Genomic DNA, 25,014 nt, shown 5'->3' with positions numbered 1-25,014 from the left:
GTAAGCGTCCGCTGAACCCCACTTTTCTTATTTTCTCAATATCCCGATAGTGTCCATTATTTATTAAATGGACATTATGTTTATGGCCTTAGACACTTTTATAGACACTGAACAAACGACAGAAAGAACCCGCAGAATCTTCGCAACTGATTTTAAACAGCACCTGGTCGAGCTTTGCCTGCAGCCAGACACATCGGTGGCCAAGGTGGCAATGCAACATCAGATCAATGCCAATCTGCTGCATAAATGGATTCGCCAGTCCAGATCAATGGTCCCGGCATTAAAAAGCCCACCCAGTCCACAGACCGACTTTCTTCCCGTCATTCTTCACCCGACTCCAGTCAGACAAGAAGCACCTCTGCCACCTGACGCAACTAAACAAGAAACACCTCCACCACCTGTGCCGGAGAAGAATGCTGTCGCTCATATCAGGATTCCATTGCATAAGGAACAAGGTTCCGCAAGGGATCAGATGATCGAGATCGACTGGCCGCTGGAATCAGCAAAGGAATTACTGCCTTTAATTCAGGGCTTGATCAAATGATCCGTATCGATGAAATCTGGCTCTCTACCCAGCCGATGGATATGCGTGCAGGTATGGATACTGCCATGGCTCAGGTGCTGAGAGCCTTTGGCTATATCAAACCGCATTGTGCTTACCTGTTCTGTAATAAACGTGGCCATCGCATGAAAGTACTGGTGCATGATGGACTGGGCATCTGGCTGTGTGCCCGACGGCTGGAACAGGGCAAATTTCACTGGGCTCAGGTTCACCAAGGTGAAACAGTAGCCATCAGTCGGGAGCAGTTACAGGCACTGATCCAAGGTTTAGCTTGGCAAAGAATCGGTCTGCAGCAAGTGGTAACAATGCTCTAAACCAAGCTCATCCATTCTGCTATTCTCCAAACGTTTTATTTACACATATTCATGATCTCAGCCATACTGCGGTCATGAAAATGCTGCCTGATTTAAGCCAACTGACCCATGAACAACTGCTGGAATTTACCCGGCAGTTGGCGCTGCAGCATCAACAACTCGCAGAAGATAAACAACAATTAGATGCCAAAGTTCAGCATCTTGAAGTATCAAATAAGCAATTAGATGCTCAAGTTCAACATCTTTCTATTCTCAACCAAAAATACGAGCATGAACTTGCGCTATTTAAACAGCATAAATTCGGCAGTAAAAACGAACATCTAACCGCAAAACAAATCCACCTATGGGACGAAGCGGTTGAAGAAGATATTGCTGCGGTTGATCTGGAACTGGAACGACTGAATGCAGATAAAACGAATGCAGCTGCGCAGAAAGCCCCAGCCAACAAACCTAAACGTCGACTGCTGCCAGATCATCTGCCAACCCTCCGTATTGAGCATGAACCTGCATCAACCCAATGTGCTTGTGGCTGCACCTTGCGTCGTATCGGTGAAGATATCAGTGAAAAACTGAATTTCAGACCGGCACAGTTCTATAAGGAACAGCATATTCGAGGCAAATGGGTGTGTGATCAATGTGACACACTGACCCAACAAGCAATGCCGGCATATGTGATTGAGAAAGGAATCGCCAGTCCTGAATTACTCAGCCATGTACTGGTATCGAAGTATGCAGATCATTTACCGCTGTACCGTCAGCGCCAGATCTTTCTACGCGCAGGTGTTGATCTGTCCAGATCAACGTTATCTGACTGGATTGGTCGCTGTGGTGTAGAGTTAGAACGCCTAACCGATGCATTAAGAAAGGTGATCCTACAGCAAGCGGTGATTCATGCAGATGAAACACCCGTCACCATCATGCGGATGGATGATAAAGATAAAAAACCGAAGAAAGGTTATGTCTGGGCTTATGCAACAACCCAATATAATCCAATTCAAGCCGTGATTTATGACTTTCAAGACAGTCGCTCTGGTGAACATGCCGAAGCCTTTCTAAAAGATTGGCAAGGTCATTTAGTCTGTGATGATTACAGTGGCTACAAAGCACGCTTTAGATCAGGTCAGGTCATTGAGGTGGGCTGCATGGCACATGCACGACGTAAATTTCATGAGTTGCATGTGACCAAAAAAAGTCAGGTCGCTGAACAGGCATTAGTGCTGATTCAGAAACTGTATGCCATAGAAGCAGAACTCAGGAAAAAGACGGATGGTACAGCGCAACACCGCCGCGAATACCGACAACAGCATAGTCAACCGGTGATGCAACAACTATATGAATGGCTCAACCAACATTATCTGACGGTGCCGTCGAGTTCTCCAATTGCCAAGGCTATCAATTACACTCTGAAGCGTTGGCCAGCTTTAAGTCGCTATTTGGATGATGGCAACCTACCGATTTGCAATAATTGGGTCGAGAATCAAATGCGGCCTTGGGCTTTGGGGCGCAAGAACTGGTTATTTGCAGGTTCGCTGCGTAGTGGTCAACGAGCGGCCAATATCATGACTTTAATCCAGTCAGCAAAACTGAATGGGCTGGATCCGTATGCCTATTTAAGTGATGTCCTAAAAAGACTACCCACCCATAAAGTCACAGAAATTGAGGATTTGCTACCACACCGCTGGAAACCTGAACCTCGTTAAAACATAGCAATGGGGTTCAGCGGATGCTTACGTTTTACAGCTCAAGCCTTTGACTTTAAATCTAAACGATCAATCTGGGACACTTAATCCTTTTCTGAAACAGACCTCTTCATATATTGCAAAGAACTTTAATCTTACGTTTGATCCAGAAATTTGCTCGAGAGATCTCTCTAAGCGCATTTTTTTAGCCACTAGTGGCTATCAAGCTTATGTCATGCAACTCATATATCAAAGCTGCCTAAGTGCGATGAGCAACAACCGTGTAGTTGTTTCAATGGGTGACTTTCATACAGCTTATGCCTTAAAAAGTATCTTGTATAAGCCTCAGACTAGGAAAGATATTTTCCTGCTTAACTCTTCTCAAATTACTGAAATCCTAATTTAAAATCATGAAAAAATTATCTCTATCCCATACTCCAATTCCATTCCCTGATGAATTCATAGGGAGCTTTTTAATTAGAGCATCTTACGTTAATGGTTATGAATCCCCTAAAAAAATGTTAAATAGTGCTGGAATTCCAGTTTATACATCATCCTATGAATCAATATTTACTGATGAAAATAAATTTAAAAAAGTTATTGAACAATTAGAGCTTTCAAATGACTTATTAGATTTAGTAATTAAAAAAGTTCCTCCTACATACCAGAGTTTTTTTTGGAATAGTAATCAAGTAATTCAGGCTCCATTGGTTATAACTGAATTAAATAAATTCTGTCCAATTTGTTTAAATAGTAATGGATACTGGAAGAAGAACTGGTTGCTAAAACCGTTAGGAGTTTGTTTAGATCATCAGGTAAATTTGATAACTAACTGCCCAGAATGCCATGAACACTTACCAATAGATCGTAGATCATTATTTGTGTGCCCAAATTGTAATTTTGATCTTCGAACTCACAAAAGTATCCCTTCTACTGTCGATGATATTAAAATTAATAATTGGTTTTTAGAAAATCTCTATTCTGATGATGAGAGTTTTATAAAGATATTTTTCGATATATGGATCGCACTGTTTGAATATTTCTCAAATTTAGACATTCAGGTGAATAAATCTTATCTTTTAAAATTATGTCATACTTTCTTTCATAACGAAGATATTTTTATATCATCCCTTATTAAGGAAATCGAAAATAATTTAGATTATGCTCACCCGCAGATCCAGTTGCTTCCATTTTCTAGAAATAAGTCTAGGTTCAAATCTATTTTGACTAGAGTTCAATCTCAATTTAGCGACTATAAGCAATTTTCAGCGCAACCAATTGATAAAAAATTTAATAAAAATGAATCAATACATATACTTGGTGTTAGTTTCAGGTCGTTTCATAAAAGATTAAAAGAAGGGGTTCTATATCATGATCAACGTGGAAACCATGAAAAAAATAGTTTTAGTACCAAAATACTTGAGGATTGGTTGATTAATGATACAAGGAATATAAATGGTACTTATGAATATCAACATCCACCACAACTAGCTGATGAGTCAAACCACTATTACACTATTCCTGAAATTATGAAAATACTTAATCTTAATGATAGAAATACACGACTATTTCTTAAAATTCCAGATATTCCAACGACCAAGAAGTATCTCAATCGTTATACACAATTTTGTCTTGCAAAAGAATTTGTTAATGATTTTCATAAAAAATATATTTTTCTAGCCCCTCTTGCTAAATATTTTGGCGTTTCGACTCTTACACTAAGATATAAACTTTCTAGTTTGAAAATTGATCCTATATATAGCAATAAACTTTATCCTGCCTATTATGCAAGAAAAGATATTCATCATTTAGATAAATCCATGATTGAAAGTATTGTTACTTTCAAAAATAATTTAGGACGTAAAAAAGCAGGAACTGTAAATAAGAGTAAGAATAATGCTTTTGTTAGCCTTAATGAAGCAGCTCATCTTCTGAGTATTTCACCATCTCAAACAGCTCAACTCATTCAATACAAATGGCTCAAAGTAGAAAATTTAGATGAACGTCCTTATCGTATTCCGAGAAGAAGTATCGATAAATTAATACAACAAAAGAATGACCCTTCTTTTGTGGATATAGAGGTAGTTCTCAAAGCGCTAAATTGCTCATATAAACAACTACAAAAGAATTGGATTATGACAGGCTATTTGAAACTCCGGCATATAGGGTATTGGCAATTGTTCTCCAAAACAGAATTCAATAATGTGCTAGAAATTCATAAAGAATTCTTCACAGCTTCGGAGGCAAATAACTATTTAGGCATGCATCGAACTCATATTACTAATTTAGTGAGTCGCGGATTAATCAAACCCCACTTTTATGGCAATAAAAATTACTCCATAAGATTATTCAAAAAGGAGGATGTCAAAAAATTACTAAAAGAAGGATATGGAGTTCAAACACCATCCGGAAAATCTTAACTTATGTGTCATAAATTACTAGAAAATCTTAACTTATGTGGCAAAAACAAGTTGAGATTGAATGTCATAAAAACTTAAATGACTTTGATTTAATTAAAAAAATCAATCTCACATTATCTGTCTTTTACTGTTCAAAAATCCCGTCTATATGGCGGGATTTTTTATACTTAACAATTATGATAAATTGATAAAACACAAAAACTTAAATCCTAAAAATCGCAAGAACAACAATATGATGAAAAATATAAATCCCGCTCAGCCACCAAATTCCCCTGAACGTGAATTACTCAATATCTATCCTAAGACTTATAAATTCTGCGCTGCTTTAATGATGGTTGCAGTAGTGATCATCTTGATGATCCGCTGGCCAAGCCTAATCGAAAATAACTTTCCCTTAGGCAAAATTTTAGATTTAGTGGTGGTTTTTATTGGTGCTCTGTGGCTTTCTACAATGCGGGTCATTCTCACCATGCATCGTATTGTTCAGCGGATTCCATTTCTGAAGTATCAAATTAAACGGCAATATATAGAAGATATCAAAGTCGTACCAGATGTACGATCGCAACTACAAATGAAACACCCTCTTTGGTTAAAGCCTTTATTCAAAAAATTACCACAGCAGGATGATGACCATTGGCGTGAACATGGTTGTCTATGGTTTAAACATCAGCAACAACACTTGAGTTTATGGTCCATACGTATGGTAATACTACCCTTGCATATTTTTTCAACAGAACAGCGGCATGAATTGATCAGTGCAATTCAACGTCATTGGGGCTTTGATGCCACACAAGTAGAGCGCACTGTGGTACAGCCGATTCAAGCTAAATATGCGAGTGAGGATATTGGCAATCGCACCCCTTCGCTGATTATATTCAGTGTCCTCTTGGTGATTGCTGCGATGTTTGCCCCCGTATATCTATTCAAGGCACAACATTTTGCAGTTGAATCTTATTTATGGGTACTTCCATTGATCATGGTGATGACATTATTAGCCTACCCTTTTATTCGGGCAGAAAATAAAAAATATCCATACATTGGAACCATCTGTAGCGGTATTTTTTTAGGTGCTGCTCTTTATTTTGTCAGCTTGCAATTGAACCGTTGGTATAGTGAATCCCATCATTCGACTTTGAACAGTACGCTCACTCTAGAAAGTATAGAGAATAATGTACAAATTTGGCGTTTACCTCCAAACTTAGCAGAAAATGTGGGTACAGATAAAATTTATGTCTCAGACCGTATATCTGGATTTAACAACAAACTACAACCGCAGCAAAACTATAATATCGAAATTAAACAGGGTTTCTTTCAAGATTATTTTATTGATTCAGCAAGCCTGAAAAACATCCGAGCAATAGCTGAATAGATGTCATTGATATAATCCCGAACAATAAAGAATATTCGCATTACCCATGCCCTACATCATCTTGGGAATGGAGCAACTCTCCAAACTCATGCGTAAAGCGAAATAATGATCTTTCAATATCAATAGTGAAAAACTCAATGAGTCAAACCATGCTACAAGAAAAACAACGTGAGATTCCCAAAGCCATTTGGGTACAGATTTATCGTAATCATATGCAAATTTTAAATTCTCAAGGTCATGCTCAACATACTATTGTTGCGACTAAAAAATATGACCATCCACGCTCAATCTTGAATCAGTTTCATATTGGAGAAACGGCATTAAGCCAATTGCTTTCCATGCAAAAACAGCCTTGGTACGACAAAAATCCACTCCTTCTCCTCCAAGTCAGTGAACCCTATGAAGGAGGACTGACCTTCGTTGAGCAACGAGCTTTTCTAGAGCTTGGTTATAATGCGGGTGCTCGACACATCTGGCTATTTGATGATAAAGGCACATGGCTGAATACCGACCAACCTACAAAAAAGCCAAGTGCGCTTGATAATACCTTGAGTAAAGTGGTCTTTATTGTGATGCTCATCTTTTTCATTCTGATTGTTAAGTTTCTAAATTCCTAAGTTCAATCAAAAATTCAATAAAGTAACGATCATTTATTCACTTCAGATAATGAACTATGATTGATCATTACCTAGGTTATGCTCAGTTTAAATTTACAACTTACGATAACAATATAAAAATCAATCGGGTGTTAAGAATGAAAGGAACAATTTTGGATTTTTCAATCCAGACCAATACAGGCATCATCAGTGGTAATGACCAAAATCGCTATCACTTTACAGGTGCAGAATGGCGAGGTCAGCGCCCGCCTTTACGTGGAGAACATGTCGATTTTAATATTGATAATGCCGGCAATGCTAGCGAGATCTACATTGTAGTAGACCAGAACCCGATCATTCAAAACCTGTCCCAACAACTCGACAAAATTTCAAATCTGAATCAGTCTGAAGAACAATTCAACATGATTGACTGGTTTGTAAAATGCTTAAAAAATTATGTCACCTTTGATGGACGTGCGCGACGTAAGGAATTTTGGTTCTTTGTACTGGTTTCTTTCATTTTAGGCATTATTGTACAAATGATTGATGCGATATTAGGTACGCATCAAACTTTAAACGGTTTATTAAATCTGGCCTTATTTCTCCCTAGTTTGGCTGTAGGTTCTCGTCGTCTACATGACACAAATCGATCGGGTTGGTGGCAACTTCTTATTCTGACTGTTATTGGAATTATTCCTCTCATTATCTGGTGGGCTTCAGATACCAAACGGGAAAATAATCAATGGGGACAACCTGCTAAATAAAACAGACAAAAAAAGGGCGATATCGCCCTTTTATTCAATCAAAATTTAGCCATATTTTCGGGCAAAATCTTCATCTGAGGTACATAAGTAAATAATGAACTCGATGAAAGCCACCAAGGCTGGAATAAAGGTCCAGAAGAAAATCAGATAAACAATGCCCCAGCCGATTTGCCCCAAATAAAATTTATGAATACCGAAGCCACCGAGGAAAAAAGCCAAGATTGCTGCAATAATCCTGTTTTTATCGCCCACCTGAGTTGGAAATACCAAAGGTGAACTCAGGATATAAATGTCATTGGCCTGACCTGTTCCATCCACTGTAAAATCAACTTTCTGGCCCCGTGCAGGTGGAACTTGCCCACGCCAATGTGCGCCAGAAAACTGATAACGGTTTTGATCATCAGCACTGATCACTCCCGAATTGGTCTGGATGGAAAAATCTAATATCTGCCCTTTCATAAATATCCTTAGTTTTCTTTATATTATCTTTTTTAAATTATAGGTTTAATTGGCTGAATTTAAAACAAATATCGAAAAATCAATGCTTCGAACAGGACTTAAAATACTTGTACTTATAATCTTCTCTAAACCATTTTATAAAATAGTCCAACTAAACAACTTAATCATAAAAGCGCTTCAAACAAAAACTCGGACTTTTCAATCCGAGTTTTTAATGAATAATTTAATTTGAGGAGCTATATATTTATCGCAATTCGATTTGAGAGATCTTTTCCAACCCTTGTACAGCAGCAGAAAAATCCAGTTGACGCGCAGATTCCTTCTCGATTAAAGCAAATTGCTCCTGAATCAAATACATACTTGGAAGATTCAACGATTCCTCCTGAATCAAATCTACGGCAATACCGATATCTTTCTGCAATAAATCCAAAGCAAAGGTTTTATCAAAACTTCGGTTGAGTACCCGCTGCGCCATGATATTTTCAGAGATACTGCTTTTGCCACTGGAGTGATTGATACAATTTAAAGCAGCAGACAAATCTACCCCTTTCGATTTCAACACGGTGAGACCTTCGGCCAAAGCCCATAAATGGGTGGCCATCAAGGTATTATTAATCGCTTTTACCGCAAAACCTGAACCGCTTTCCCCGACATATTCAATTAAACCTGAAAATGCCGCAATGATCGGTTTGGCTTTTTCAAAGGCATCAACATCACCACCGATCATGACGCTTAAAGTGCCCTTTTTCGCACCGATGGTTTGACCTGAAACAGGTGCATCCAGATATTCAACCCCTATTTTTTTTAAAGTTTGACTTAACTGTTTTGCAGATTGTGGAACACCACTGGTGCAATCAATCCAAATACTGCCTGACTTGGGTGGATGCGCTGCAATCAATTGCTCTACATCTGCACTGGTCGGCAGGCAAGAGAAAATAAAATCGGCCTGTACGGCTTTTTCTATATCGACAGATTGCGTTTGAAAGGCAATCGAATGATGATCTGCCTTGGACGAGGTTCTGTTCCAGACCCAAACTTCGTGTCCAAGTTTAGGAAGATGAGAGGCCATATACCATCCCATTGCCCCGAGTCCAATAAATGCAATTGTCTGATTCAAAATGAACTCCTATTGATTGACCACTGGTGTAACTGAATTTTCGGTATCTACACTGGCTGGAGCTGGACGAGTTGCATCTTCACCCCGACTCAAAAATAGATTCAGCACAATCGCCGCTAAAGTTGCAGTTCCAATACCACCTAAATCGAAGATGCCAATTTTTAAACTAAAGTTACCCGCCCCCATAATCAGGCTAACCGCAGCAATAATTAAGGTGCTGTTTTTGCTGAAATCGATTTTGTTATCAATCCAGATTTTTGCGCCGGCCACGGTAATCAAACCAAATACCATAATGGATGCACCACCCAGCAATGCCACAGGAATGGTACTAATCACGGCGCCAAATTTAGGTGAAAGGCCGAGTAAAATCGCAAACACACCGGCAATGACAAATATCGTCGTTGAATAGACTTTAGTCACCGCCATCACGCCAATATTTTCTGCATAAGTGGTCATACCTGTACCACCCACCGATGCTGACATTGAAGTACATATACCATCTGCAAAGAATGCACGGCCCATATATGGATCAAGATTTTTGCCGGTCATGCCGGAAACTGCTTTAAAGTGACCCAAGTTTTCAGCCACTAAAATCAGTGCCACAGGTGCAATCAATAAAATGGCATTGGCGTTAAAAACAGGACTATGGAAAGTGGGAAGACCCATCCAGGCCGCGTCTGAAATAACGCTAAAATTAATCGGTGTACCGAAACCCATGACATTGGTCATCAGGAAATAAATGAAATAGGCAGCTACAAGGCCGAGTAAAAGCAATAAACGTCGCACCATCCCACGAGTAAACACCGCGACTACGCTAATACAGATAATGGTAACCACTGCCATCCATGTATCGAATGAACTAGCAGAAACACTTTTAATGGTCACTGGCGCGAGATTCAAACCAATGATCATAACAATTGCGCCAGTCACAATCGGGGGCATTAATTTTTCAATCCAGCTGGTACCAGTTTTCATGACAATCAAACCAATACCTGCATAGATCAGGCCACAGACGATGGTTCCGCCAAGCGCTAAGGCAATATTGGGATTGGATCCTGCACCGGCATAACCCGTCGCCGCGGCGACTGCACCAATAAAAGCAAAGCTGGAACCCAGATAACTCGGCATGCGTCCGCCGGTAATCAGGAAAAATAGAATGGTTCCGATCCCGGTAATTAAAATGGTCAGGTTCGGATCAAACCCCATCAACAAAGGTGCAAGCACCGTTGCACCAAACATTGCAAAAGCATGTTGCAGCCCTAAAACAATGCTTTTCCCCGCAGGTAAATATTCATCCATTTGGACTGGTGTTGTATCTAAATTGCCTTGGTAAGGCTTAAATTCCGGAAACCACAATTCTTTTTTTTGCATGGGTTTCCCCTCCCCCTCAATTAGGAATATTGGATTAGTTCATGGGTTGTGGCTCGCAATACGCACGATTGAAATACATCAATGCATTCATACCTTGATTTTGTTTCATGGCTTTGACCTGACAAATCAGTACATCATGACTGCCGACCGACATGCTTTGCACTACTTCACAGTCAAACGAAACCAGTGCATCAGCTAAAACTGGTGCCTGCGTGAGCAGTGTCGACCATTTACCCCGCAAGAATCGTTCCGACATTGGCGTTTTTCCACCAAAAACATTTGATAATTCAGTCTGATGTGCTGCTAGTGTATTTACACAAAGCACTTGGTTGCATTTAAAGGTTTCAAATACCGAAGCTGAACGATTTAAGCACACCAGTAAAGTCGGTGGTGAATCGGTGACGCTACACACAGCGGAAGCAGTAAAACCGGCCTGCCCCGCTGTCCCATCCGTAGTAATCACATTGACGGCTGCACCTAAATTGGACATGCCCTGTCTAAAAGTCGCCTGATCAATTTCTGTATGTGCTTCATGTGCCGTCATTTGAAAACTTTGCGCATTTTTTACTAAATTTTCTGTAGATTGAACCGACATGATTTTGCTGTTCATCACCGCCTCCCTCACCAAAACTCAATTCTTGATTATGCAATTTGAATTTCAGTTTTGTCCTTTATTAATAGCAATTTACTTCTGTTTTTTGAGATTTTTTTTCAATTTAAATATGCGCAATAGATGCAATTTCAACCAAAGCCTCTGGTTTTACCAAGCCCGTTTGCACACAATAACGTGCAGGTTTATCGCCCGGAAAATACTCGGCATAGACTGTATTGATCGCAGCATAATCGGTCCAGTCTTTGACAAAGACATGATTAAAGGTTACGTCATCCATCGACCCACCTGCAGTTTCAATGACTTTTTTGATGGTTTCCAAAATATGACGGGTCTGTGCTGCAGCATCACCAATATGTACAACGTTATTATTTTCGTCAAAAGCCAAAGTGCCTGAAACGTACACAATATTGTCCGCTTTGGTGGCCGGAACATACGGTGCCAATGGTTTTCCTGTACCTGCGGGTAAAATGATTTCTTTTGGCATGAGATTTTTCCTATAACGACTTAAGCTGATTTTTCTAAAAGATTACTATTGGCTTGAAAGGTTTCGACAAAATTTGCTGTGTCCGACACCCAGCCAAAGAAGGTTTTAATGTTGTACAGACTGGCTGCATGTACTTCAGTTGACCCTGCCTGATAACAGGCATCGTCCAGTGCCACACCAAAATACTCCAGGAAAAATCCATCTCTTAAAGTCGACTCGACACAGACATTGGTGGCAATACCGACAAACACCAGATTACGAATCCCTTTGCTACGGAGCATGCTGTCTAATGCTGTATTAAAGAAACCGCTATAACGAGGCTTTTCAATCACGATGTCTTGCGCTAAAGGTCTAAGCTCATCAATCAACTCAAAGTCCCAACCGCCTTTAGCCAATAACTTGCCCTGTAATTCAGGATTTTTACGCATGGTTTTTAAGGCATTGGATTTATGAAAATTAGGAGAATTCACGCCGCCTGCTTCGACATACTGATCATCCCAGCCATTTTTGAAATAAATCACTTGAATGTTTGATGCATGCGCGGCATCCACCGCTTTTTTAATGTTCTCCACTACAGGCTTGGTTTTTGAAACGTCAAAACCCGCCAAGTCTAAATAACCGCCTTTTGAGGTATAGGCATTTTGCATGTCTATTACGATTAATGCGGTTTGCTCAGGCGCCAGTTGAATGGCTTCCGGTTCTGCTTTTAGAACTTTTCCAGTACCTGCTGCTTGGGTAAATCCTGCACAGACTACATTTTTTAAGGATTCATTGATGTTCATGCTGATTTCTCCAAAGTTGGGATTTGAGTCGCCTCACCTTCAACCACAATATGCTCACGACATTTCATCAGCGGTTGAATTTTTTGGCCAAAATCTTCTACGCCTTGAATAAAATCATCAAAAGTTAAAAGAATGCCTTCGGTTCCGTCGATTTCACCAATTTCATCGAGCATTTTTGCGACATTTTCAAAAGAACCGACAATGGTGCCCATATTGATATTGACTGGAGATACACTGGATGCCATTTGACGAATGTTGGTATCGGCGCCAGATTTGGTATCTTTTCCACCTTGGTTCATCAGCCAGTTAATCGCTTCTACATCTGCTCCATCGTTATAGTTTTGCCATTTTGCGAATGCTTCTTCATCTGTTTCTGCCGCAATCACCATAAACAGCACATAAGTCTGAACATCGCGTCCGGTTTTGTCGGTATGTGCCTTTAAGCGATCATTAATATCTGCATACGCCTTTGGTGTATTTAAGCCTTTACCAAAGACAAAGTTATAGTCTGCATATTTGGCGGAGAACTCCAGCCCCGTATCGGACTGCCCTGCACAGATGATTTTCATATCGGCTTGCGGAACTGGGCTTACGCGGCAATCCTCCATTTGGAAATGCTCGCCTTTAAAGTCCGATTTACCTGTCGCCCAAAGCTCACGTAAAATTTCCACATATTCAGATAAATAGTCATAACGTTTGGCGAAGTATTCATCGCCCGGCCACATACCCATTTGTTTATATTCAGGTGCTTGCCATCCAGTCACCACATTCAGCCCAAAACGCCCATTTGAAATTGAGTCAATAGTAGATGCCATACGTGCCACAATTGCAGGCGGCATCACTAAAGTTGCAGCTGTGGCATAAATTTTAATTTTGCTGGTGACAGCAGCAAGACCCGCCATTAAAGTAAATGTTTCCAGGTTATGATCCCAAAATTCGGTTTTCCCACCAAAGCCACGCAACTTGATCATCGAGAGAGCAAAGTCGAAACCATAATGTTCTGCACGTTGCACAATTTGCTTGTTCATTTCAAAACTAGGTTTATATTGCGGTGCATTTTCAGACAGTAACCAACCATTATTTCCGATTGGACAAAAGACGCCTATTTTCATTATTAACACCTCATTTTTACCATTTGGTTATAAACATGCTTCAAGCAACCCACTTGAACTTTTATAGTTAATATTTAGCAAATGCTATGCCAACATTGTTAAAATTATATTTTTCAATAACTTGTAAATATTTTATTTTAACAAACAGTAAAATAACTCATAAGATGCCTGCACTGTTTTAGCGATAATGGCTCCAAAAAAATGCATAATCTTTAAAATTTGAAAATGCTCCATTGATCGATATCAAATTATTTTTATGAAAAAATGAATTAAAAAACCGCGATCTTAAAAATCGCGGTTGGATAAAAAATTTACTGGTTATTGCTGTAAATAAGCCTGCTTAATTCGATAATGAAACCACTTTTAAAAAATGATTGTGAAAAAATTTAAGCATGGTTTTATTTAATAATTCTGGTTCTATAACCGTGGAAGCATGTGCTCCTGAAACCAGCATAGTCAGTTGTCCATGTCCGAATATTTGTTTTAAATCGCTCGACTTGTGTACGGGTACCAAAAAGTCATCCTGATTGGCAATGAAATGTAGTTGGCTATGCTGCAACGCTTGTATATGCTGCTCATTGATTTTAAATTGCCGGGCAGCTTGAATCCGCTTCATTACATTGTGAATAGGCGGGAAATCTTCAAGTTGAATATTTTCTAAACTATTCAAATGCTGATGATTTTTTGAAATCCAGGCTGCGGGATATAGAAATAATCCCTGTGCTCGCACATAGGCTTCAGCACCTGCTGATTTTAATAAATCCAGACGGGCTTCAAAGCATTTTCTGGTATGCGGATCGAGTTCATCCCATGAATTGATACAGGTTAAACTTAATATTTTGGTTTCAGATGTTCCTATTAATACAGCCAGTTCTGCCCCGATAAATCCGCCAATGGCATGTCCAATAAAATGAAACTGCTGAATTTTTTCTAATTTTATTATTTCCAATAACTGCTGTGCCAGATCGGTAATTGAATACTCATCGGCTAGAAGAGCTGAATCAGCATGGCAACCTTGCTGATCATAACTTAATACATGAAAATATCGAGTGAATGCTTCAATTTGTGGCTTCCAAAAACTGGCATGACCGCCTAAACCTGAAGATAAAATTAAGAACTCAGCTGCTGAATTTTCTGTACATCGATGAATTTTATAGCTCATTTTTTACCATTCATTAAAATAGATTTAATAAGAAACAGCAAAATCTGTGCCTAAACTTCCGCATAAGTTTAGCCTCTAGGATCAATATCAAATCTCGATTACCGGGAAATATAGAAAACAAAATTTTATAAAAAGAAAAAAAGAAAAAAAGAAAAAAAGAAAAAATTTAATCAAGCAAATTTCATAACCACAAGGTTTACTTTCCTACTCAAATCTATAACAAAAATAGCTAAACTCAATTCAAGCCAAAAACTTAAAATAGATGAATACCACAAAGATGAATATAAGAAAATTATGAGATAAAACAAGTATTAAAAATCAAAATTCCCCTTACTCAACTGGAGTCCAGTTTATAACAATCTCAAGTACTCTCTGTCTCGTAATGAATCTGTCTCGTCATGGAACAGTCGGTGCGCTAGAAATAACAATCACACCCTATCTATACTTTTCTTGCAAGGTGATGGTTTATGGAAATAACAACTGAATATCCACTATTTCAATGTCACTATCTGCCGCGTTATTTCATTGGTCTGATCTTCATCCCCGCCATATTTATGGTTTTAGCACAACATTCACTCAGCAACTTCAATATGATTCAGGATTTCAGTAGCCTGATTCAGTATTTATTACATCAATCCTTGTCGGGTTGGTTAATGGTCATGCTCATCATCATGCTGGCGTGTATTGCTATAAATATAAAACTTGTGGTCACTAACCAGAGCATCTCCCTACAAAGTATTGGAATAAAGCTTAATAACATGGTGCAGCGTAATACCCTGTCCAAAGCCCAACTCTATTCTTCGCATGCCTTAAAATATCGTCTACTTAAGCCCCTTACAATAAAAGGATTAAGCCAACAACAGTGGAGAACCTGCAGTATCGGTTTTATCTTAAAACCTGAATTTCGCAAGCAATATAAAATGGCACATATTGATCTGAATATGTTGAATAAAGACAATCGGCAACAACTGATCCAGATTTTGGTGCAGCACTATCATTTAGACCTTAAATTTTTCCTAGGCAGAGAACAACTCGCCAGAAGAAAACTACAGCATAAATTTTAATAACAGAAGGCGCTTACAGCGCCTTTTTGTCTTTTAACATTTAAGCTGGAATACGAAGTACTTGTCCGGGATAAATATCATTAGCATCCTTTAACAAAGGACGGTTGGCTTCAAAAATTTTGTTATATTGATTTGCATCCCCATAATATTCTTTTGAAATTTTAGACAGGGTATCGCCAGATTTAACCGTATAAAATTTGCTTGCAGGTTCTGGCGTTGCAACAGTCATTTGATCATCAACTTTTGCCACATGATCTATATTACCGACTGCCAATACAATTTTTTCACGGTCTGCCTGGCTTTGTACTTGCCCTTTAATGGTCGCAAGATCAGAAGTTCCATTATAACTTACAGATAAGCCGGTTATAGGTAAGCCTAAAGCTTTGATATGACCAAGTAGCTTATTTGCAATTTCTTGTGCAGATGGCTCTACGGGAGTAGTTGAAGCTGCTGGAGTTGCTTGTGGTTCAGCAGGTGCTTTATTTTTCTTACCAATACCTTTTACAAAATCAAAAAGTCCCATTTTATTTCTCCATATTGTTATTTATGCTATTTCAAAAAAATAGTGTTCTATTTTTATACCTAAAATTTATCCCACTAAAGGTTGTCTTTGGTGAACCGAACGTAAAAATATGTAATAAAAGCAGTTTAAAAAAATTTGATTTCCTCATAAAAAAAGCCACCTAAAAGGTGGCTTTCATTTTCAGCAAAGCTGAAACAACAATTAACCTAATTTCTTAGAAACATAGTCAATTGCTGATTGAACAGTTGTGATTTCGTTAGAATCTTCATCAGGGATAGTGATGTCAAAATCATTTTCGAAAGACATAACAAGCTCAACCAAGTCCAAAGAGTCAGCACCTAAGTCATCCATGAAAGATGCTTCGTTTTTAATCTCTTCAGCTTTAAGACCAAGTTGTTCTGCAACCGCTTGTTTGATACGTAGTTCGATATCGCTCACAGGAATTCTCCTCATTGCTTGTGGCGTTTTTAATGCCGTTAGTTTAATTGAATATCTGGTTTTTTGAAAGTTTATCCATCAGCTAATTAGCTCATGTACAGACCGCCATTCACATGTAAAACAGTACCAGTGATATAACTTGCCTTCTCGCTAGCCAGAAAGCTCACTGCATTCGCGATATCTTGTGGGTCACCTAAACGGTTTAAGGCCACTTGATCAATCATTTTCTTACGAATTTCTTCACTTAACTGTTCTGTCATTTCTGTTGCAATAAAACCTGGCGCAACAGCATTCACCGTAATTTGGCGACTACCCATTTCTTTTGCAAGGCTACGGCCAAATGCTTCTATCCCTGCTTTTGCAGCAGAATAGTTGGCTTGTCCCGGATTTGCAAAGTGGGCAACGACAGAACTGATATTAATAATGCGTCCAAAACGTGCCTTGGTCATGCCTTTTAAAACACGCTTAGATAGACGGTATACAGCCTTCAAATGAATATTGAGAATATCATCCCAGTCATCTTCAGACATACGTAGTAACAAATTATCTTTGGTAATTCCGGCGTTATTTACCAGTACCAGAACAGAACCATATTTTTGTTCAATATCTGTAACTAAAGCATCAATTGCAGTCACATCCCGTACATCTAGCACTGCACCTGCGCCATTCTCAGCAAAGCTTGCAGATAATTTTTCTGCACCTGTTTCAGAAGTTGCCGTACCTACAACAAAATAACCGTCTAAGATTAATTGCTGAGCGATGGCAGCACCAATTCCTCTGCTAGCACCTGTGACCAATGCGACTTTACATTCTTGTGTCATGCAATTTTTCCTTCAGCCACCAAAATGGCATTTAATGCATCCTCAAGACGAGCTTTACTGTCTAGTGGAAATGCTTTTTCGATATTTGGCAAACGCTTCGCAAGATTGGCAAGAACATTGCCTGGACCACATTCAACTACATATTGCACACCTTGATCTTGCAGGTATTGCATGGTCTTGGTCCATTGTACAGATTGATACAATTGTGCAGTCAATGCCTGACGCACTCCAGCTACATCCGTGGCGATTTTCGCGTTGACATTTTGTATTACAGGAAGGTCAGGTAGCTCAATGGCCGTTTGTTCCAAAGCTGCCGCAAACTTTTCAGCCGCAGGTTTCATCAATGAACAATGTGAAGGAACAGATACCGGTAATGCAATCGCTTTACCTGACTGTTCTTTGGCCGCAGCCATCACCGCTTCTACAGGTGCTTTATCACCAGCAATGACTACTTGACCTTGAGCATTATAATTTGCAGCTTCAACCGAACCCAAACCTTGTGCATTTACCTGCTCGCAAAGTTGAATTACTTTAGCGTCATCTAGACCTAAAATAGCAGCCATTGCGCCCTGTCCTTGAGGAACAGCATCCTGCATGAGTTTGCCACGCAAATTCACAAGTTTTACTGCATCACCAAGGCTCATCGCCTCTGCAGCAACCAGTGCGCTGTACTCACCCAGTGAGTGACCTGCAAGATATTTTGGTGCAACACCACCCAATTCCAACCACACGCGCCATAAGGCGATACTTGCAGTCAGCAATACAGGTTGTGTAAATTCTGTTTGGTTTAACCCTTCACCACTTTGAGCAATGTGCCATAAATCAAAACCAATCGCTTCTGAAGCTTCAGCAAAAGTGTCGGTCACACCACTAAACTGTTCTGCAAGTTCAGCCAACATGCCTACTTTTTGCGAACCTTGACCAGGAAAAACAAAGGCGGTTTTTGTCGCTTGAGCGACTTGATCGAGTCTTTTAGCAGACATATAAAAATCCTTTCTTGAGTCTAAGCTCGTTTACGAAGCGAAATTTAACACTTAATTTTTGTTTTGGTAATTGCCAAATACAACAAAAAACAGCAACAAAAAAAGGGAGCTTTCGCTCCCATTTTTTCTACTAAGCTTGACGCTTAATACATCACCAATTATTCAGCAGCAGCTGCTTTAGCGAATAATTGACGACCACGGTAGATACCATCTTTAGTCACGTGGTGACGACGGTGAATTTCACCAGATGTTTGGTCTATAGTTAATGCATTCTCGGTTAAAGCGTCATGTGAACGGCGCATGTCACGGCGAGAGCGACTTTTACGGTTTTGCTGAACGGCCATGATGGCTCCTTACAAAGATCGAAAAATGGATCAGAACAAATTCAGTTGTCTTATACTTTACAGTATAACACAAAATTAGTTAAGTTTGCCCTTCAAACCTGCCAAAACATCAAACGGATTATCCCGTTTTTCTTCGGCAATGTCTTCATCGGCGGGTTGATGCTTATGTACACAAACTTCATGCTTGGGAGACAATGGCATCAACAATAACAATTCATCTTCTATCAGCGCGAGTAAATCAGCCGACGCAGGCGCATCAATGCTACCTTTTGTCGTTGCTTCACCTTCACCTAAGACGATGAAATCAGCATCCTCATCCAAGCGCTCTATCAGTGATTCATCATCCACAAGCGCTAAATGAAAGTCTGAAACGAGAGGAATTTCAACGGTCTGCAGACAACGCTGACATTCCATTGGGACTTTCGTTTCAACATGACCATCTAACCATACGATACGATGATACGCATCCATTGATAGTTTACAGTCTATGTTAATCAATTGATCATCAATTGATCCAACAGCTTCACGGGAAATACGAACAAAGCGAGACAATGGCAGGGTACCTGACCATGTAAAGCCTTGCTCAGCCCATTTAAACGGCTCAATCTGTGCCGGAAAGGTATTTGCTGACATAATTAAGGCGGCAATTCTACAAATTCATGGGTACTCTGTCAAAGATTAAGATACAATTTTGTACTTATTTAGACAGATCATTTGGGTAATACAAGTCATGCATCAGTTGCAGCCGCAACCTGAAGTCACCACTTCATTACGGTTAACCACTCATTCAACCTCAAATTCTGCGGTTTATTTAGACCATGTGCAACTCTCACCTTGGGCTAATTTGCAAACAGAAGTTCAACAAGTAGATTGGCTTATATTACACTTTAATCACTGGTTTTCCCACTTAAATGTGATGCTTGTACGTGGTGATTTTGAACCTGAATATTTTCCAGCAACCACAGACCTCCCTGCCCGAATTCAGTTTGCGCACGGTTTCTTTAATAGTGCATTACATGAAATCAGTCACTGGAGTATTGCTGGCGACAAAAGACGCTTACTGGCAGATTTAGGTTACTGGTATGCACCTGATGGTCGAACTGCCGAGCAACAGGCATTATTTGAACAGGTGGAAATTAAACCGCAAGCGATTGAATGGCTTTTTTCTCAAGCTTTTGGTCGAAAATTTCGTGTATCTCTGGATAATTTAACCGGTGATGGCGGTGATGGCGCGACATTTAAAGACAATGTTTATGCTCAAGTTCAGCGATATTTTAATGGAGAAGCCAAACTTCCGCGTGATGCTGCACACTTGATTCAGTGTATCTGTGCCTACACAAGAAGTGGCAAAACATTACAAAGTGATGAGTTTCGACGCGAAATGTTAGGTTGAATTACATAAAATCATCAAAGCTTAATTGCAAGACTTTGTAAATTCAACAGATAATGTCTAAAAATAAGTCGGGAGAGAATAAATATGCTTCATTTAAGAGTACATCCTGATAACCCTCAACCGCGTTTGATCACGCAGGCGGTAGAACGTATTCGTGCAGGCGATGTAGTGGTTTACCCGACCGATGCTGCTTATGCGATTGGTTGCCAGATCGGGAATAAAAATGCCATGGAACGGATTGCCCAGATTCGTGGCTTGGGACCAAAACATCAATATGCGATTCTGTGTTGTGACTTATCCGACATTGCCACTTATGCCAAAGTGGACAACGCCATGTATCGGTTGCTGAAAAGTAACACTCCCGCTGTGACCACCTTTATATTACCTGCCACCAGCGAAGTGCCTAAACGTTTGATGCACCCGAAAAAGAAAACCATTGGACTTCGCATTCCCAGTAACCCGATTTGTCGGATGTTACTGAAAGAATTGGGTGAACCGCTTTTAACCAGCACCCTGATTCTCCCCGATCACAAAGATCCTTTAGATGATCCTTATGATATTGAAATGGAGCTGGGTAAACGTATCGATGTATTTATTGATGGGGGTTTAGGTATTTTAAACACCACCAGTATTGTTGACTTATCCGGTGATCATCCCGAAGTGATCCGTCGCGGTGTTGGAGATGTAAGCGCTTTTGAATAAGGGCTTATTTTTTGGACTGTATTTAAAAATAAAGATAGAGATTGGAGAGGAATTAAATGGACTTATTTCATGTCTTAGTCAATATTCAGCAATTCTCTGCACACGATAGCATTTATGCCGAGCGTCCCTAGACATTCGAATCCGAGGCTCAAGTCCTTTCCAGTTCGGAGAATGCAAAAATGATCAGTATCGAAAATAAGGTTTTATAATACTTTCTGGACGTTTTCATTGTCGATAAATTATTAGCACAATGTATGCATCAAAATGTAGCATTTACGATACATCGCAACGTATTGTTGAATTTGCAATAAATACGGGACAACTGAAATAAGCCAAGCGCTTATTTACATAAATCGATAAAGTCTTTTAATTTCTTTATCTGCTGCCCATCAATATCAAAATTATCTGCTTTTAGCCAAGCCAGATATGCCTTTTCTAATTTAGGCCATTCCTCATCTAAAATTGAAAACCATGCCGTATTGCGGTTTCGACCTTTTGCTATACGATGTTGACGAAAGGTTCCTTCATACTGAAAGCCAAAGCGCAAAGCCGCACGTTTTGATGGCTGATTCAATTCATCACATTTCCATTCCACCCGACGAAAGCCTTGCTCAAAACACGCTTTCAATAATAGATAAACCACTTCAGTCGAGGCGGTAGACTGTTTCAACTGATGCGAAAAATAAACGTTACCAATTTCTATGACCTGATCCGCAGGACATTGATTAATTAAGCCCACCCATCCCACCATAGCGTGGTTCACTTCAATTAAATAATGGGTTGCTCTATTAAAACCAAAATGATTCTTTAAAGCGCTTCATAATTCATCTTCAGTTTCAAAACCAGAATAAGGTAAATAGTTCCAGCTGCGATCCACTTCGGTTTTTACACATGGCCAAATTTGCTTAAAATGCTCTTCACTCGGTGTGGTTGCAGACAAATCATGTAGTGTCGTACTGTTTCCATATAGATTTTATGCCAAAAGATGCACAGCTAAGAGATTAGATACTGGAATCCCAATCATTTGACCATATTCATTTTCTTGCACTTTTTGATAATTTTTCATCGCTGATTACATTGCGTTCTATTGATTTTATTTTGATCTAAAATACAGATCAAATAAGGACATCAAGTGCATTTTTTTCAGTTAAATAAAAATACCCTATTTATTTTAGGTTTTTTTGTCATTTGTTCACTTTTGTAATTTATTTGAACTCCATTTTCCTTTAGACTACGCAGATTAATTATGTGCTTTTTCTCATCATCCAGCACCTATCCTTAAAGCTGATCTGAAATAGCATCTTCATGCCTTTGAAAATTCGCGTGGCCTATAACTGTAATGAATCAACCGATCCATAATCCTATGGAGCAAGCTTCACCCATCCGAATCATGGATGAGTGGCAAGAATCAATTCCAGAGGATTTGTATATTCCTCCTGCTGCATTCGAAATTCTTTTAGAGCATTTCGAAGGACCACTCGACTTTCTGATTTACCTGATTCAAAAAAGCGGTTTCGACTTATTACAACTTGATATTGCCCCAATTGCAGCCCAGTATTTATCCTATATGGATGCAATGAAGTCTCTCAATATTGAATTAACGGCAGATTATATGGTGATGGCGGCGTTATTGGCCGATCTTAAATCACGCTTACTGCTACCAAAAACAAACTCATCCATTGTGATTGAAAAAGATCCAAAACAACAACTGATTGACCGTCTGGAAACGTATTTACGGGTGAAACAGGCGGCTGAACGTTTGAGTCAAATGCCCGTTTTAGAACGCGACACCTTCCCCACCAATGTAAGCCTCGGTCAGATTGCCCAAAACAACGAAGGCTATGATATTTGTCTGTTACGCGATGCCTTATTTTGCGTGTTTAATCGACCAGAACCGGTGATCCATCAAATTCAGCAAGAACCTGTACTGCTTGAAGAGCGCATTGCCTTTATTGAAAGCCGCTTACAGTCAGGTGAAATCCTACATTTCAAAGCCTTGCTGAAACCGAGTCAAGGGCGTCTGGGTATGGTGGTCACCTTTATGGCCATTTTAGAACTTACACGCCAACAAAAAGTGAATATTATTGCAACAGGCATTGAAGCGCCACTTGCGATTCAAGGAGTACAAGCATGATTGATGATCAAGCCTTAGCTCTATCTGTTCTAGATAACCAACATGAAGTTTTAATGCAACTGGAAGCGATTATTTTTGCCAGTGAAGCTGCGGTTTCACTTGCACGTTTAAAAGAAGCGTTCCAAAATCTATATACTCAACAAGAATTGCGTCAGTTCTTGCAACAACTTGCTATGCTACAACATGGCAGATCAATCGAACTGGTGGAAACTGCACAAGGTTTCCGTTTTCAGGTTCGTGCTAAATATCGCAATATCATTACCCAGGTTTGGCCAGAGCGACCAACTCGCTTGTCGCCAACCCTGCTCGAAACTGTTGCTGTGATTGCTTACCATCAACCCGTAACCCGAGCAGATATTGAACAGATTCGTGGGGTTTCTAACAATAGTCAAATACTAAGATCTTTGTTTGACTGGAACTGGATTAAAGAGTCCGGATTCAGAGAACTCCCTGGAAGACCCGCGTTGTTAGTTACAACGCCACAATTTTTAAATGCATTTGGCCTGTCGTCTTTAGGTCAATTGCCTCCCCTGCAGGATGCCAAGGAAGCTTTTATGGCCCTCGATGCTCACGCACCGAAGTCATAGATAGGTGAACTGTTGATGATAATTTCTAAGGTTATGCTGTCATGAGTGAAAAATTACAAAAGGTGCTTGCACGCGTTGGTTTGGGTTCTCGCCGTTATATGGAAGAAGTCATTGCCGCTGGTCGTGTAAGTATCAACGGACGCGTTGCCCAAGTGGGTGAACGCATTGAACCAGGTGATGAGCTTCGCATCGATGGTCGTAAAGTCCAATTCCAGATTGAAGACGAAATTCGTCGTCGTGTTCTGATTTACTACAAACCAGAAGGTGAAATTTGTTCACGCAATGACCCTGAATCACGTCCGACCGTATTCGAACAGCTACCATCAATCCCTGGTGATCGCTGGGTGATGGTGGGTCGTCTGGATATTAACTCTACCGGTCTTTTATTGTTCACGAACGATGGTGAATTGGCAAATCGCCTAATGCACCCTTCCAATGAAATTGAACGTGAATATGCTGTACGCGTGATGGGTGAAGTAACACCACAACTCAAAAAGAACATGACTGAAGGCGTGGTTCTTGATGATGGTCCAGCTAAGTTTGAATCATTCTCTGAAATTGGTGGTGAAGGGATTAACCGCTGGTATCAAGTGGTGGTAAAAGAAGGTCGTAACCGTGAAGTTCGTCGTATTTTCGAATCTCAAGGTCTTAAAGTCAGCCGCTTGCTTCGTACCCGTTATGGCACTGTAATTCTACCTCGCGAACTTCGTACGGGTCGCTGGATGGAACTTGATAAAGGCGATATCGACAACCTGACCAAATCTGTTGAGTTGAAACCGCGTCAAGGTACTGGCCTATTCGGTATGGCAAAACGTCGTAACGAACGTATGCAAGAAAAACCAATGGCTGCACGTCGTGGTGGTTATTTACGTCAGCAACGTCGCGATAACGAAGGTGAAGCTCAACCGGAACAGCGCCGTGACCAGCGTCAAGCGGGCACTGAAAATGGCCGTGCTGATAACCGCAGCGACAACCGTTTCAATAATCGTCCTGTTCGTACAGAAGGCACTAGCGACAACCGTTTTAACACGCGTAATGATCGTTCAGAACAACGTGGCGATGATCGTGGCAACCGTGCGCCTACTGAGCGTAATGGCAACACTTTTGAAAACCAAAACCGTGGTACAGATAAATTTGCACAACGTAAACCATTTGGTTTGAATAAAGGCTTCAAGAAATTTTAATTCTTAAATGCCTTTAAAAGAAAAGCCACTCAAATGA

27 protein-coding genes and 1 pseudogene are annotated in these 25,014 nt (G+C 40.0%); 13 read left to right on the top strand and 15 right to left on the bottom strand.

Annotated features, from left to right (window positions below):
- Window positions 1–82 precede the first annotated feature (82 nt).
- The 7 genes from tnpA (at window position 83) to ACKI4H_RS08650 (ending at window position 7,704) form a co-directional block, all read left to right on the top strand.
- The gene (tnpA, locus tag ACKI4H_RS08680; RefSeq protein WP_407305122.1) at window positions 83–544 is read left to right on the top strand and encodes an IS66-like element accessory protein TnpA; all 462 of its coding nucleotides are present in this window, start codon (window positions 83–85) and stop codon (window positions 542–544) included.
- Window positions 541–876 carry an IS66 family insertion sequence element accessory protein TnpB gene (gene tnpB / locus ACKI4H_RS08675; RefSeq protein WP_171545822.1) on the top strand — a complete coding sequence of 112 codons (336 nt, stop codon included), beginning with the start codon at window positions 541–543 and terminating at the stop codon, window positions 874–876. Before tnpA ends, tnpB begins: the two co-directional genes overlap by 4 nt.
- A 74-nt stretch (window positions 877–950) precedes the next feature.
- Window positions 951–2,576 carry an IS66 family transposase gene (gene tnpC, locus ACKI4H_RS08670; RefSeq protein WP_407305130.1) on the top strand — a complete coding sequence of 542 codons (1,626 nt, stop codon included), beginning with the start codon at window positions 951–953 and terminating at the stop codon, window positions 2,574–2,576.
- 389 nt (window positions 2,577–2,965) lie between these two features.
- Window positions 2,966–4,975 (top strand): TniQ family protein, encoded by a 2,010-nt coding sequence (locus tag ACKI4H_RS08665; protein WP_407305120.1) that lies wholly within the window; start codon window positions 2,966–2,968, stop codon window positions 4,973–4,975.
- Window positions 4,976–5,207: 232 nt separating this feature from the next.
- The gene (locus ACKI4H_RS08660; protein ID WP_407305118.1) at window positions 5,208–6,344 is read left to right on the top strand and encodes a hypothetical protein; all 1,137 of its coding nucleotides are present in this window, start codon (window positions 5,208–5,210) and stop codon (window positions 6,342–6,344) included.
- Window positions 6,345–6,481: 137 nt separating this feature from the next.
- Window positions 6,482–6,961, top strand: a complete 480-nt coding sequence (locus tag ACKI4H_RS08655; protein WP_407305116.1) for a hypothetical protein — start codon at window positions 6,482–6,484, stop codon at window positions 6,959–6,961.
- Between the two features lie 137 nt (window positions 6,962–7,098).
- Window positions 7,099–7,704, top strand: a complete 606-nt coding sequence (locus ACKI4H_RS08650; RefSeq protein ID WP_407305115.1) for a DUF805 domain-containing protein — start codon at window positions 7,099–7,101, stop codon at window positions 7,702–7,704.
- A gap of 45 nt (window positions 7,705–7,749) precedes the next feature.
- Here the strand turns inward: ACKI4H_RS08650 and ACKI4H_RS08645 are convergent, their stop codons facing one another.
- The 8 genes from ACKI4H_RS08645 to rutD all read right to left on the bottom strand — a co-directional run bounded on the left by ACKI4H_RS08645 (window position 7,750) and on the right by rutD (window position 14,804).
- The gene (locus ACKI4H_RS08645) at window positions 7,750–8,163 is read right to left on the bottom strand and encodes a TM2 domain-containing protein (protein ID WP_407305114.1); all 414 of its coding nucleotides are present in this window, start codon (window positions 8,161–8,163) and stop codon (window positions 7,750–7,752) included.
- Window positions 8,164–8,407: 244 nt separating this feature from the next.
- Window positions 8,408–9,280, bottom strand: a complete 873-nt coding sequence (locus tag ACKI4H_RS08640) for an NAD(P)-dependent oxidoreductase (RefSeq protein ID WP_407305113.1) — start codon at window positions 9,278–9,280, stop codon at window positions 8,408–8,410.
- A 9-nt stretch (window positions 9,281–9,289) separates the two neighbouring features.
- Window positions 9,290–10,651 carry a pyrimidine utilization transport protein G gene (gene rutG, locus ACKI4H_RS08635; RefSeq protein ID WP_407305112.1) on the bottom strand — a complete coding sequence of 454 codons (1,362 nt, stop codon included), beginning with the start codon at window positions 10,649–10,651 and terminating at the stop codon, window positions 9,290–9,292.
- A gap of 34 nt (window positions 10,652–10,685) precedes the next feature.
- A complete protein-coding gene (rutF, locus tag ACKI4H_RS08630; RefSeq protein ID WP_407305128.1) occupies window positions 10,686–11,195 on the bottom strand; it encodes an NADH-dependent FMN reductase RutF in 510 nt (169 codons plus the stop codon).
- Between the two features lie 172 nt (window positions 11,196–11,367).
- Window positions 11,368–11,748 (bottom strand): pyrimidine utilization protein C, encoded by a 381-nt coding sequence (rutC, locus tag ACKI4H_RS08625; protein ID WP_407305111.1) that lies wholly within the window; start codon window positions 11,746–11,748, stop codon window positions 11,368–11,370.
- 20 nt (window positions 11,749–11,768) lie between these two features.
- A complete protein-coding gene (gene rutB / locus ACKI4H_RS08620) occupies window positions 11,769–12,524 on the bottom strand; it encodes a pyrimidine utilization protein B (protein WP_407305126.1) in 756 nt (251 codons plus the stop codon).
- Window positions 12,525–12,526: 2 nt separating this feature from the next.
- Window positions 12,527–13,642, bottom strand: coding sequence for a pyrimidine utilization protein A (gene rutA / locus ACKI4H_RS08615; RefSeq protein ID WP_407305109.1), 1,116 nt, complete (start codon window positions 13,640–13,642; stop codon window positions 12,527–12,529).
- Window positions 13,643–13,982: 340 nt separating this feature from the next.
- Window positions 13,983–14,804 carry a pyrimidine utilization protein D gene (gene rutD, locus ACKI4H_RS08610; protein ID WP_407305107.1) on the bottom strand — a complete coding sequence of 274 codons (822 nt, stop codon included), beginning with the start codon at window positions 14,802–14,804 and terminating at the stop codon, window positions 13,983–13,985.
- Window positions 14,805–15,271: 467 nt separating this feature from the next.
- Between rutD and ACKI4H_RS08605 the strand changes: the two genes are divergently transcribed.
- A complete protein-coding gene (locus ACKI4H_RS08605) occupies window positions 15,272–15,868 on the top strand; it encodes a hypothetical protein (RefSeq protein ID WP_407305106.1) in 597 nt (198 codons plus the stop codon).
- 40 nt (window positions 15,869–15,908) lie between these two features.
- Here the strand turns inward: ACKI4H_RS08605 and lysM are convergent, their stop codons facing one another.
- From lysM to ACKI4H_RS08575, 6 genes are all read right to left on the bottom strand, one after another.
- The gene (gene lysM, locus ACKI4H_RS08600) at window positions 15,909–16,391 is read right to left on the bottom strand and encodes a peptidoglycan-binding protein LysM (protein ID WP_407305105.1); all 483 of its coding nucleotides are present in this window, start codon (window positions 16,389–16,391) and stop codon (window positions 15,909–15,911) included.
- Window positions 16,392–16,592: 201 nt separating this feature from the next.
- The gene (acpP, locus tag ACKI4H_RS08595) at window positions 16,593–16,829 is read right to left on the bottom strand and encodes an acyl carrier protein (protein ID WP_004651013.1); all 237 of its coding nucleotides are present in this window, start codon (window positions 16,827–16,829) and stop codon (window positions 16,593–16,595) included.
- A gap of 86 nt (window positions 16,830–16,915) precedes the next feature.
- Entirely contained in the window at window positions 16,916–17,650 is a 735-nt protein-coding gene (fabG, locus tag ACKI4H_RS08590) for a 3-oxoacyl-ACP reductase FabG (RefSeq protein ID WP_407305103.1), read from the bottom strand.
- Entirely contained in the window at window positions 17,647–18,633 is a 987-nt protein-coding gene (fabD, locus tag ACKI4H_RS08585) for an ACP S-malonyltransferase (protein ID WP_407305101.1), read from the bottom strand. Before fabD ends, fabG begins: the two co-directional genes overlap by 4 nt.
- Before the next feature lie 158 nt (window positions 18,634–18,791).
- Window positions 18,792–18,977: a 50S ribosomal protein L32 gene (gene rpmF, locus ACKI4H_RS08580; RefSeq protein ID WP_407305099.1), complete on the bottom strand. Its 186-nt coding sequence runs from the start codon at window positions 18,975–18,977 to the stop codon at window positions 18,792–18,794.
- A 75-nt stretch (window positions 18,978–19,052) separates the two neighbouring features.
- On the bottom strand, window positions 19,053–19,610 hold the full coding sequence (locus ACKI4H_RS08575; RefSeq protein WP_131382668.1) for a DUF177 domain-containing protein: 558 nt from the start codon (window positions 19,608–19,610) through the stop codon (window positions 19,053–19,055).
- Between the two features lie 97 nt (window positions 19,611–19,707).
- Between ACKI4H_RS08575 and ACKI4H_RS08570 the strand changes: the two genes are divergently transcribed.
- Window positions 19,708–20,370, top strand: coding sequence for an elongation factor P hydroxylase (locus ACKI4H_RS08570; protein WP_407305098.1), 663 nt, complete (start codon window positions 19,708–19,710; stop codon window positions 20,368–20,370).
- Between the two features lie 84 nt (window positions 20,371–20,454).
- On the top strand, window positions 20,455–21,072 hold the full coding sequence (locus tag ACKI4H_RS08565; RefSeq protein ID WP_407305097.1) for an L-threonylcarbamoyladenylate synthase: 618 nt from the start codon (window positions 20,455–20,457) through the stop codon (window positions 21,070–21,072).
- Between the two features lie 340 nt (window positions 21,073–21,412).
- Here ACKI4H_RS08565 and ACKI4H_RS08560 read toward each other — a convergent pair.
- Window positions 21,413–22,138, bottom strand: a pseudogene (locus tag ACKI4H_RS08560) (GNAT family N-acetyltransferase).
- Window positions 22,139–22,411: 273 nt separating this feature from the next.
- Between ACKI4H_RS08560 and ACKI4H_RS08555 the strand changes: the two are divergent.
- The 3 genes from ACKI4H_RS08555 to rluB are packed head-to-tail and all read left to right on the top strand — an operon-like array spanning window position 22,412 to window position 24,977.
- Window positions 22,412–23,206 (top strand): segregation and condensation protein A, encoded by a 795-nt coding sequence (locus tag ACKI4H_RS08555; RefSeq protein ID WP_407305094.1) that lies wholly within the window; start codon window positions 22,412–22,414, stop codon window positions 23,204–23,206.
- Window positions 23,203–23,793 carry an SMC-Scp complex subunit ScpB gene (scpB, locus tag ACKI4H_RS08550; RefSeq protein WP_407305093.1) on the top strand — a complete coding sequence of 197 codons (591 nt, stop codon included), beginning with the start codon at window positions 23,203–23,205 and terminating at the stop codon, window positions 23,791–23,793. Before ACKI4H_RS08555 ends, scpB begins: the two co-directional genes overlap by 4 nt.
- A gap of 41 nt (window positions 23,794–23,834) precedes the next feature.
- On the top strand, window positions 23,835–24,977 hold the full coding sequence (gene rluB, locus ACKI4H_RS08545) for a 23S rRNA pseudouridine(2605) synthase RluB (RefSeq protein ID WP_407305092.1): 1,143 nt from the start codon (window positions 23,835–23,837) through the stop codon (window positions 24,975–24,977).
- Window positions 24,978–25,014: the final 37 nt, after the last annotated feature.

Origin of the sequence: Acinetobacter sp. (assembly GCF_045628685.1) — a bacterium.
Classification (GTDB): Bacteria; Pseudomonadota; Gammaproteobacteria; order Pseudomonadales; family Moraxellaceae; genus Acinetobacter.
Note: the sequence above shows the minus strand (reverse complement) of the source record. Positions and strands in the feature narration are given on the sequence as shown.

Coding starts and splice junctions, on each gene's coding strand:
- scpB (WP_407305093.1), top strand. CDS start 23,203: ATGATTGATGATCAAGCCTTAGCTCTATCTGTTCTAGATAACCAACAT.
- rutF (WP_407305128.1), bottom strand. CDS start 11,195: ATGACGGCACATGAAGCACATACAGAAATTGATCAGGCGACTTTTAGA.
- ACKI4H_RS08605 (WP_407305106.1), top strand. CDS start 15,272: ATGGAAATAACAACTGAATATCCACTATTTCAATGTCACTATCTGCCG.
- rutD (WP_407305107.1), bottom strand. CDS start 14,804: ATGAGCTATAAAATTCATCGATGTACAGAAAATTCAGCAGCTGAGTTC.
- rutA (WP_407305109.1), bottom strand. CDS start 13,642: ATGAAAATAGGCGTCTTTTGTCCAATCGGAAATAATGGTTGGTTACTG.
- ACKI4H_RS08565 (WP_407305097.1), top strand. CDS start 20,455: ATGCTTCATTTAAGAGTACATCCTGATAACCCTCAACCGCGTTTGATC.
- ACKI4H_RS08555 (WP_407305094.1), top strand. CDS start 22,412: ATGAATCAACCGATCCATAATCCTATGGAGCAAGCTTCACCCATCCGA.
- ACKI4H_RS08645 (WP_407305114.1), bottom strand. CDS start 8,163: ATGAAAGGGCAGATATTAGATTTTTCCATCCAGACCAATTCGGGAGTG.
- ACKI4H_RS08660 (WP_407305118.1), top strand. CDS start 5,208: ATGATGAAAAATATAAATCCCGCTCAGCCACCAAATTCCCCTGAACGT.
- rpmF (WP_407305099.1), bottom strand. CDS start 18,977: ATGGCCGTTCAGCAAAACCGTAAAAGTCGCTCTCGCCGTGACATGCGC.
- lysM (WP_407305105.1), bottom strand. CDS start 16,391: ATGGGACTTTTTGATTTTGTAAAAGGTATTGGTAAGAAAAATAAAGCA.
- ACKI4H_RS08570 (WP_407305098.1), top strand. CDS start 19,708: ATGCATCAGTTGCAGCCGCAACCTGAAGTCACCACTTCATTACGGTTA.
- rutG (WP_407305112.1), bottom strand. CDS start 10,651: ATGCAAAAAAAAGAATTGTGGTTTCCGGAATTTAAGCCTTACCAAGGC.
- tnpA (WP_407305122.1), top strand. CDS start 83: ATGGCCTTAGACACTTTTATAGACACTGAACAAACGACAGAAAGAACC.
- fabD (WP_407305101.1), bottom strand. CDS start 18,633: ATGTCTGCTAAAAGACTCGATCAAGTCGCTCAAGCGACAAAAACCGCC.
- tnpC (WP_407305130.1), top strand. CDS start 951: ATGAAAATGCTGCCTGATTTAAGCCAACTGACCCATGAACAACTGCTG.
- ACKI4H_RS08665 (WP_407305120.1), top strand. CDS start 2,966: ATGAAAAAATTATCTCTATCCCATACTCCAATTCCATTCCCTGATGAA.
- rluB (WP_407305092.1), top strand. CDS start 23,835: ATGAGTGAAAAATTACAAAAGGTGCTTGCACGCGTTGGTTTGGGTTCT.
- rutC (WP_407305111.1), bottom strand. CDS start 11,748: ATGCCAAAAGAAATCATTTTACCCGCAGGTACAGGAAAACCATTGGCA.
- fabG (WP_407305103.1), bottom strand. CDS start 17,650: ATGACACAAGAATGTAAAGTCGCATTGGTCACAGGTGCTAGCAGAGGA.
- ACKI4H_RS08650 (WP_407305115.1), top strand. CDS start 7,099: ATGAAAGGAACAATTTTGGATTTTTCAATCCAGACCAATACAGGCATC.
- ACKI4H_RS08655 (WP_407305116.1), top strand. CDS start 6,482: ATGAGTCAAACCATGCTACAAGAAAAACAACGTGAGATTCCCAAAGCC.
- ACKI4H_RS08575 (WP_131382668.1), bottom strand. CDS start 19,610: ATGTCAGCAAATACCTTTCCGGCACAGATTGAGCCGTTTAAATGGGCT.
- tnpB (WP_171545822.1), top strand. CDS start 541: ATGATCCGTATCGATGAAATCTGGCTCTCTACCCAGCCGATGGATATG.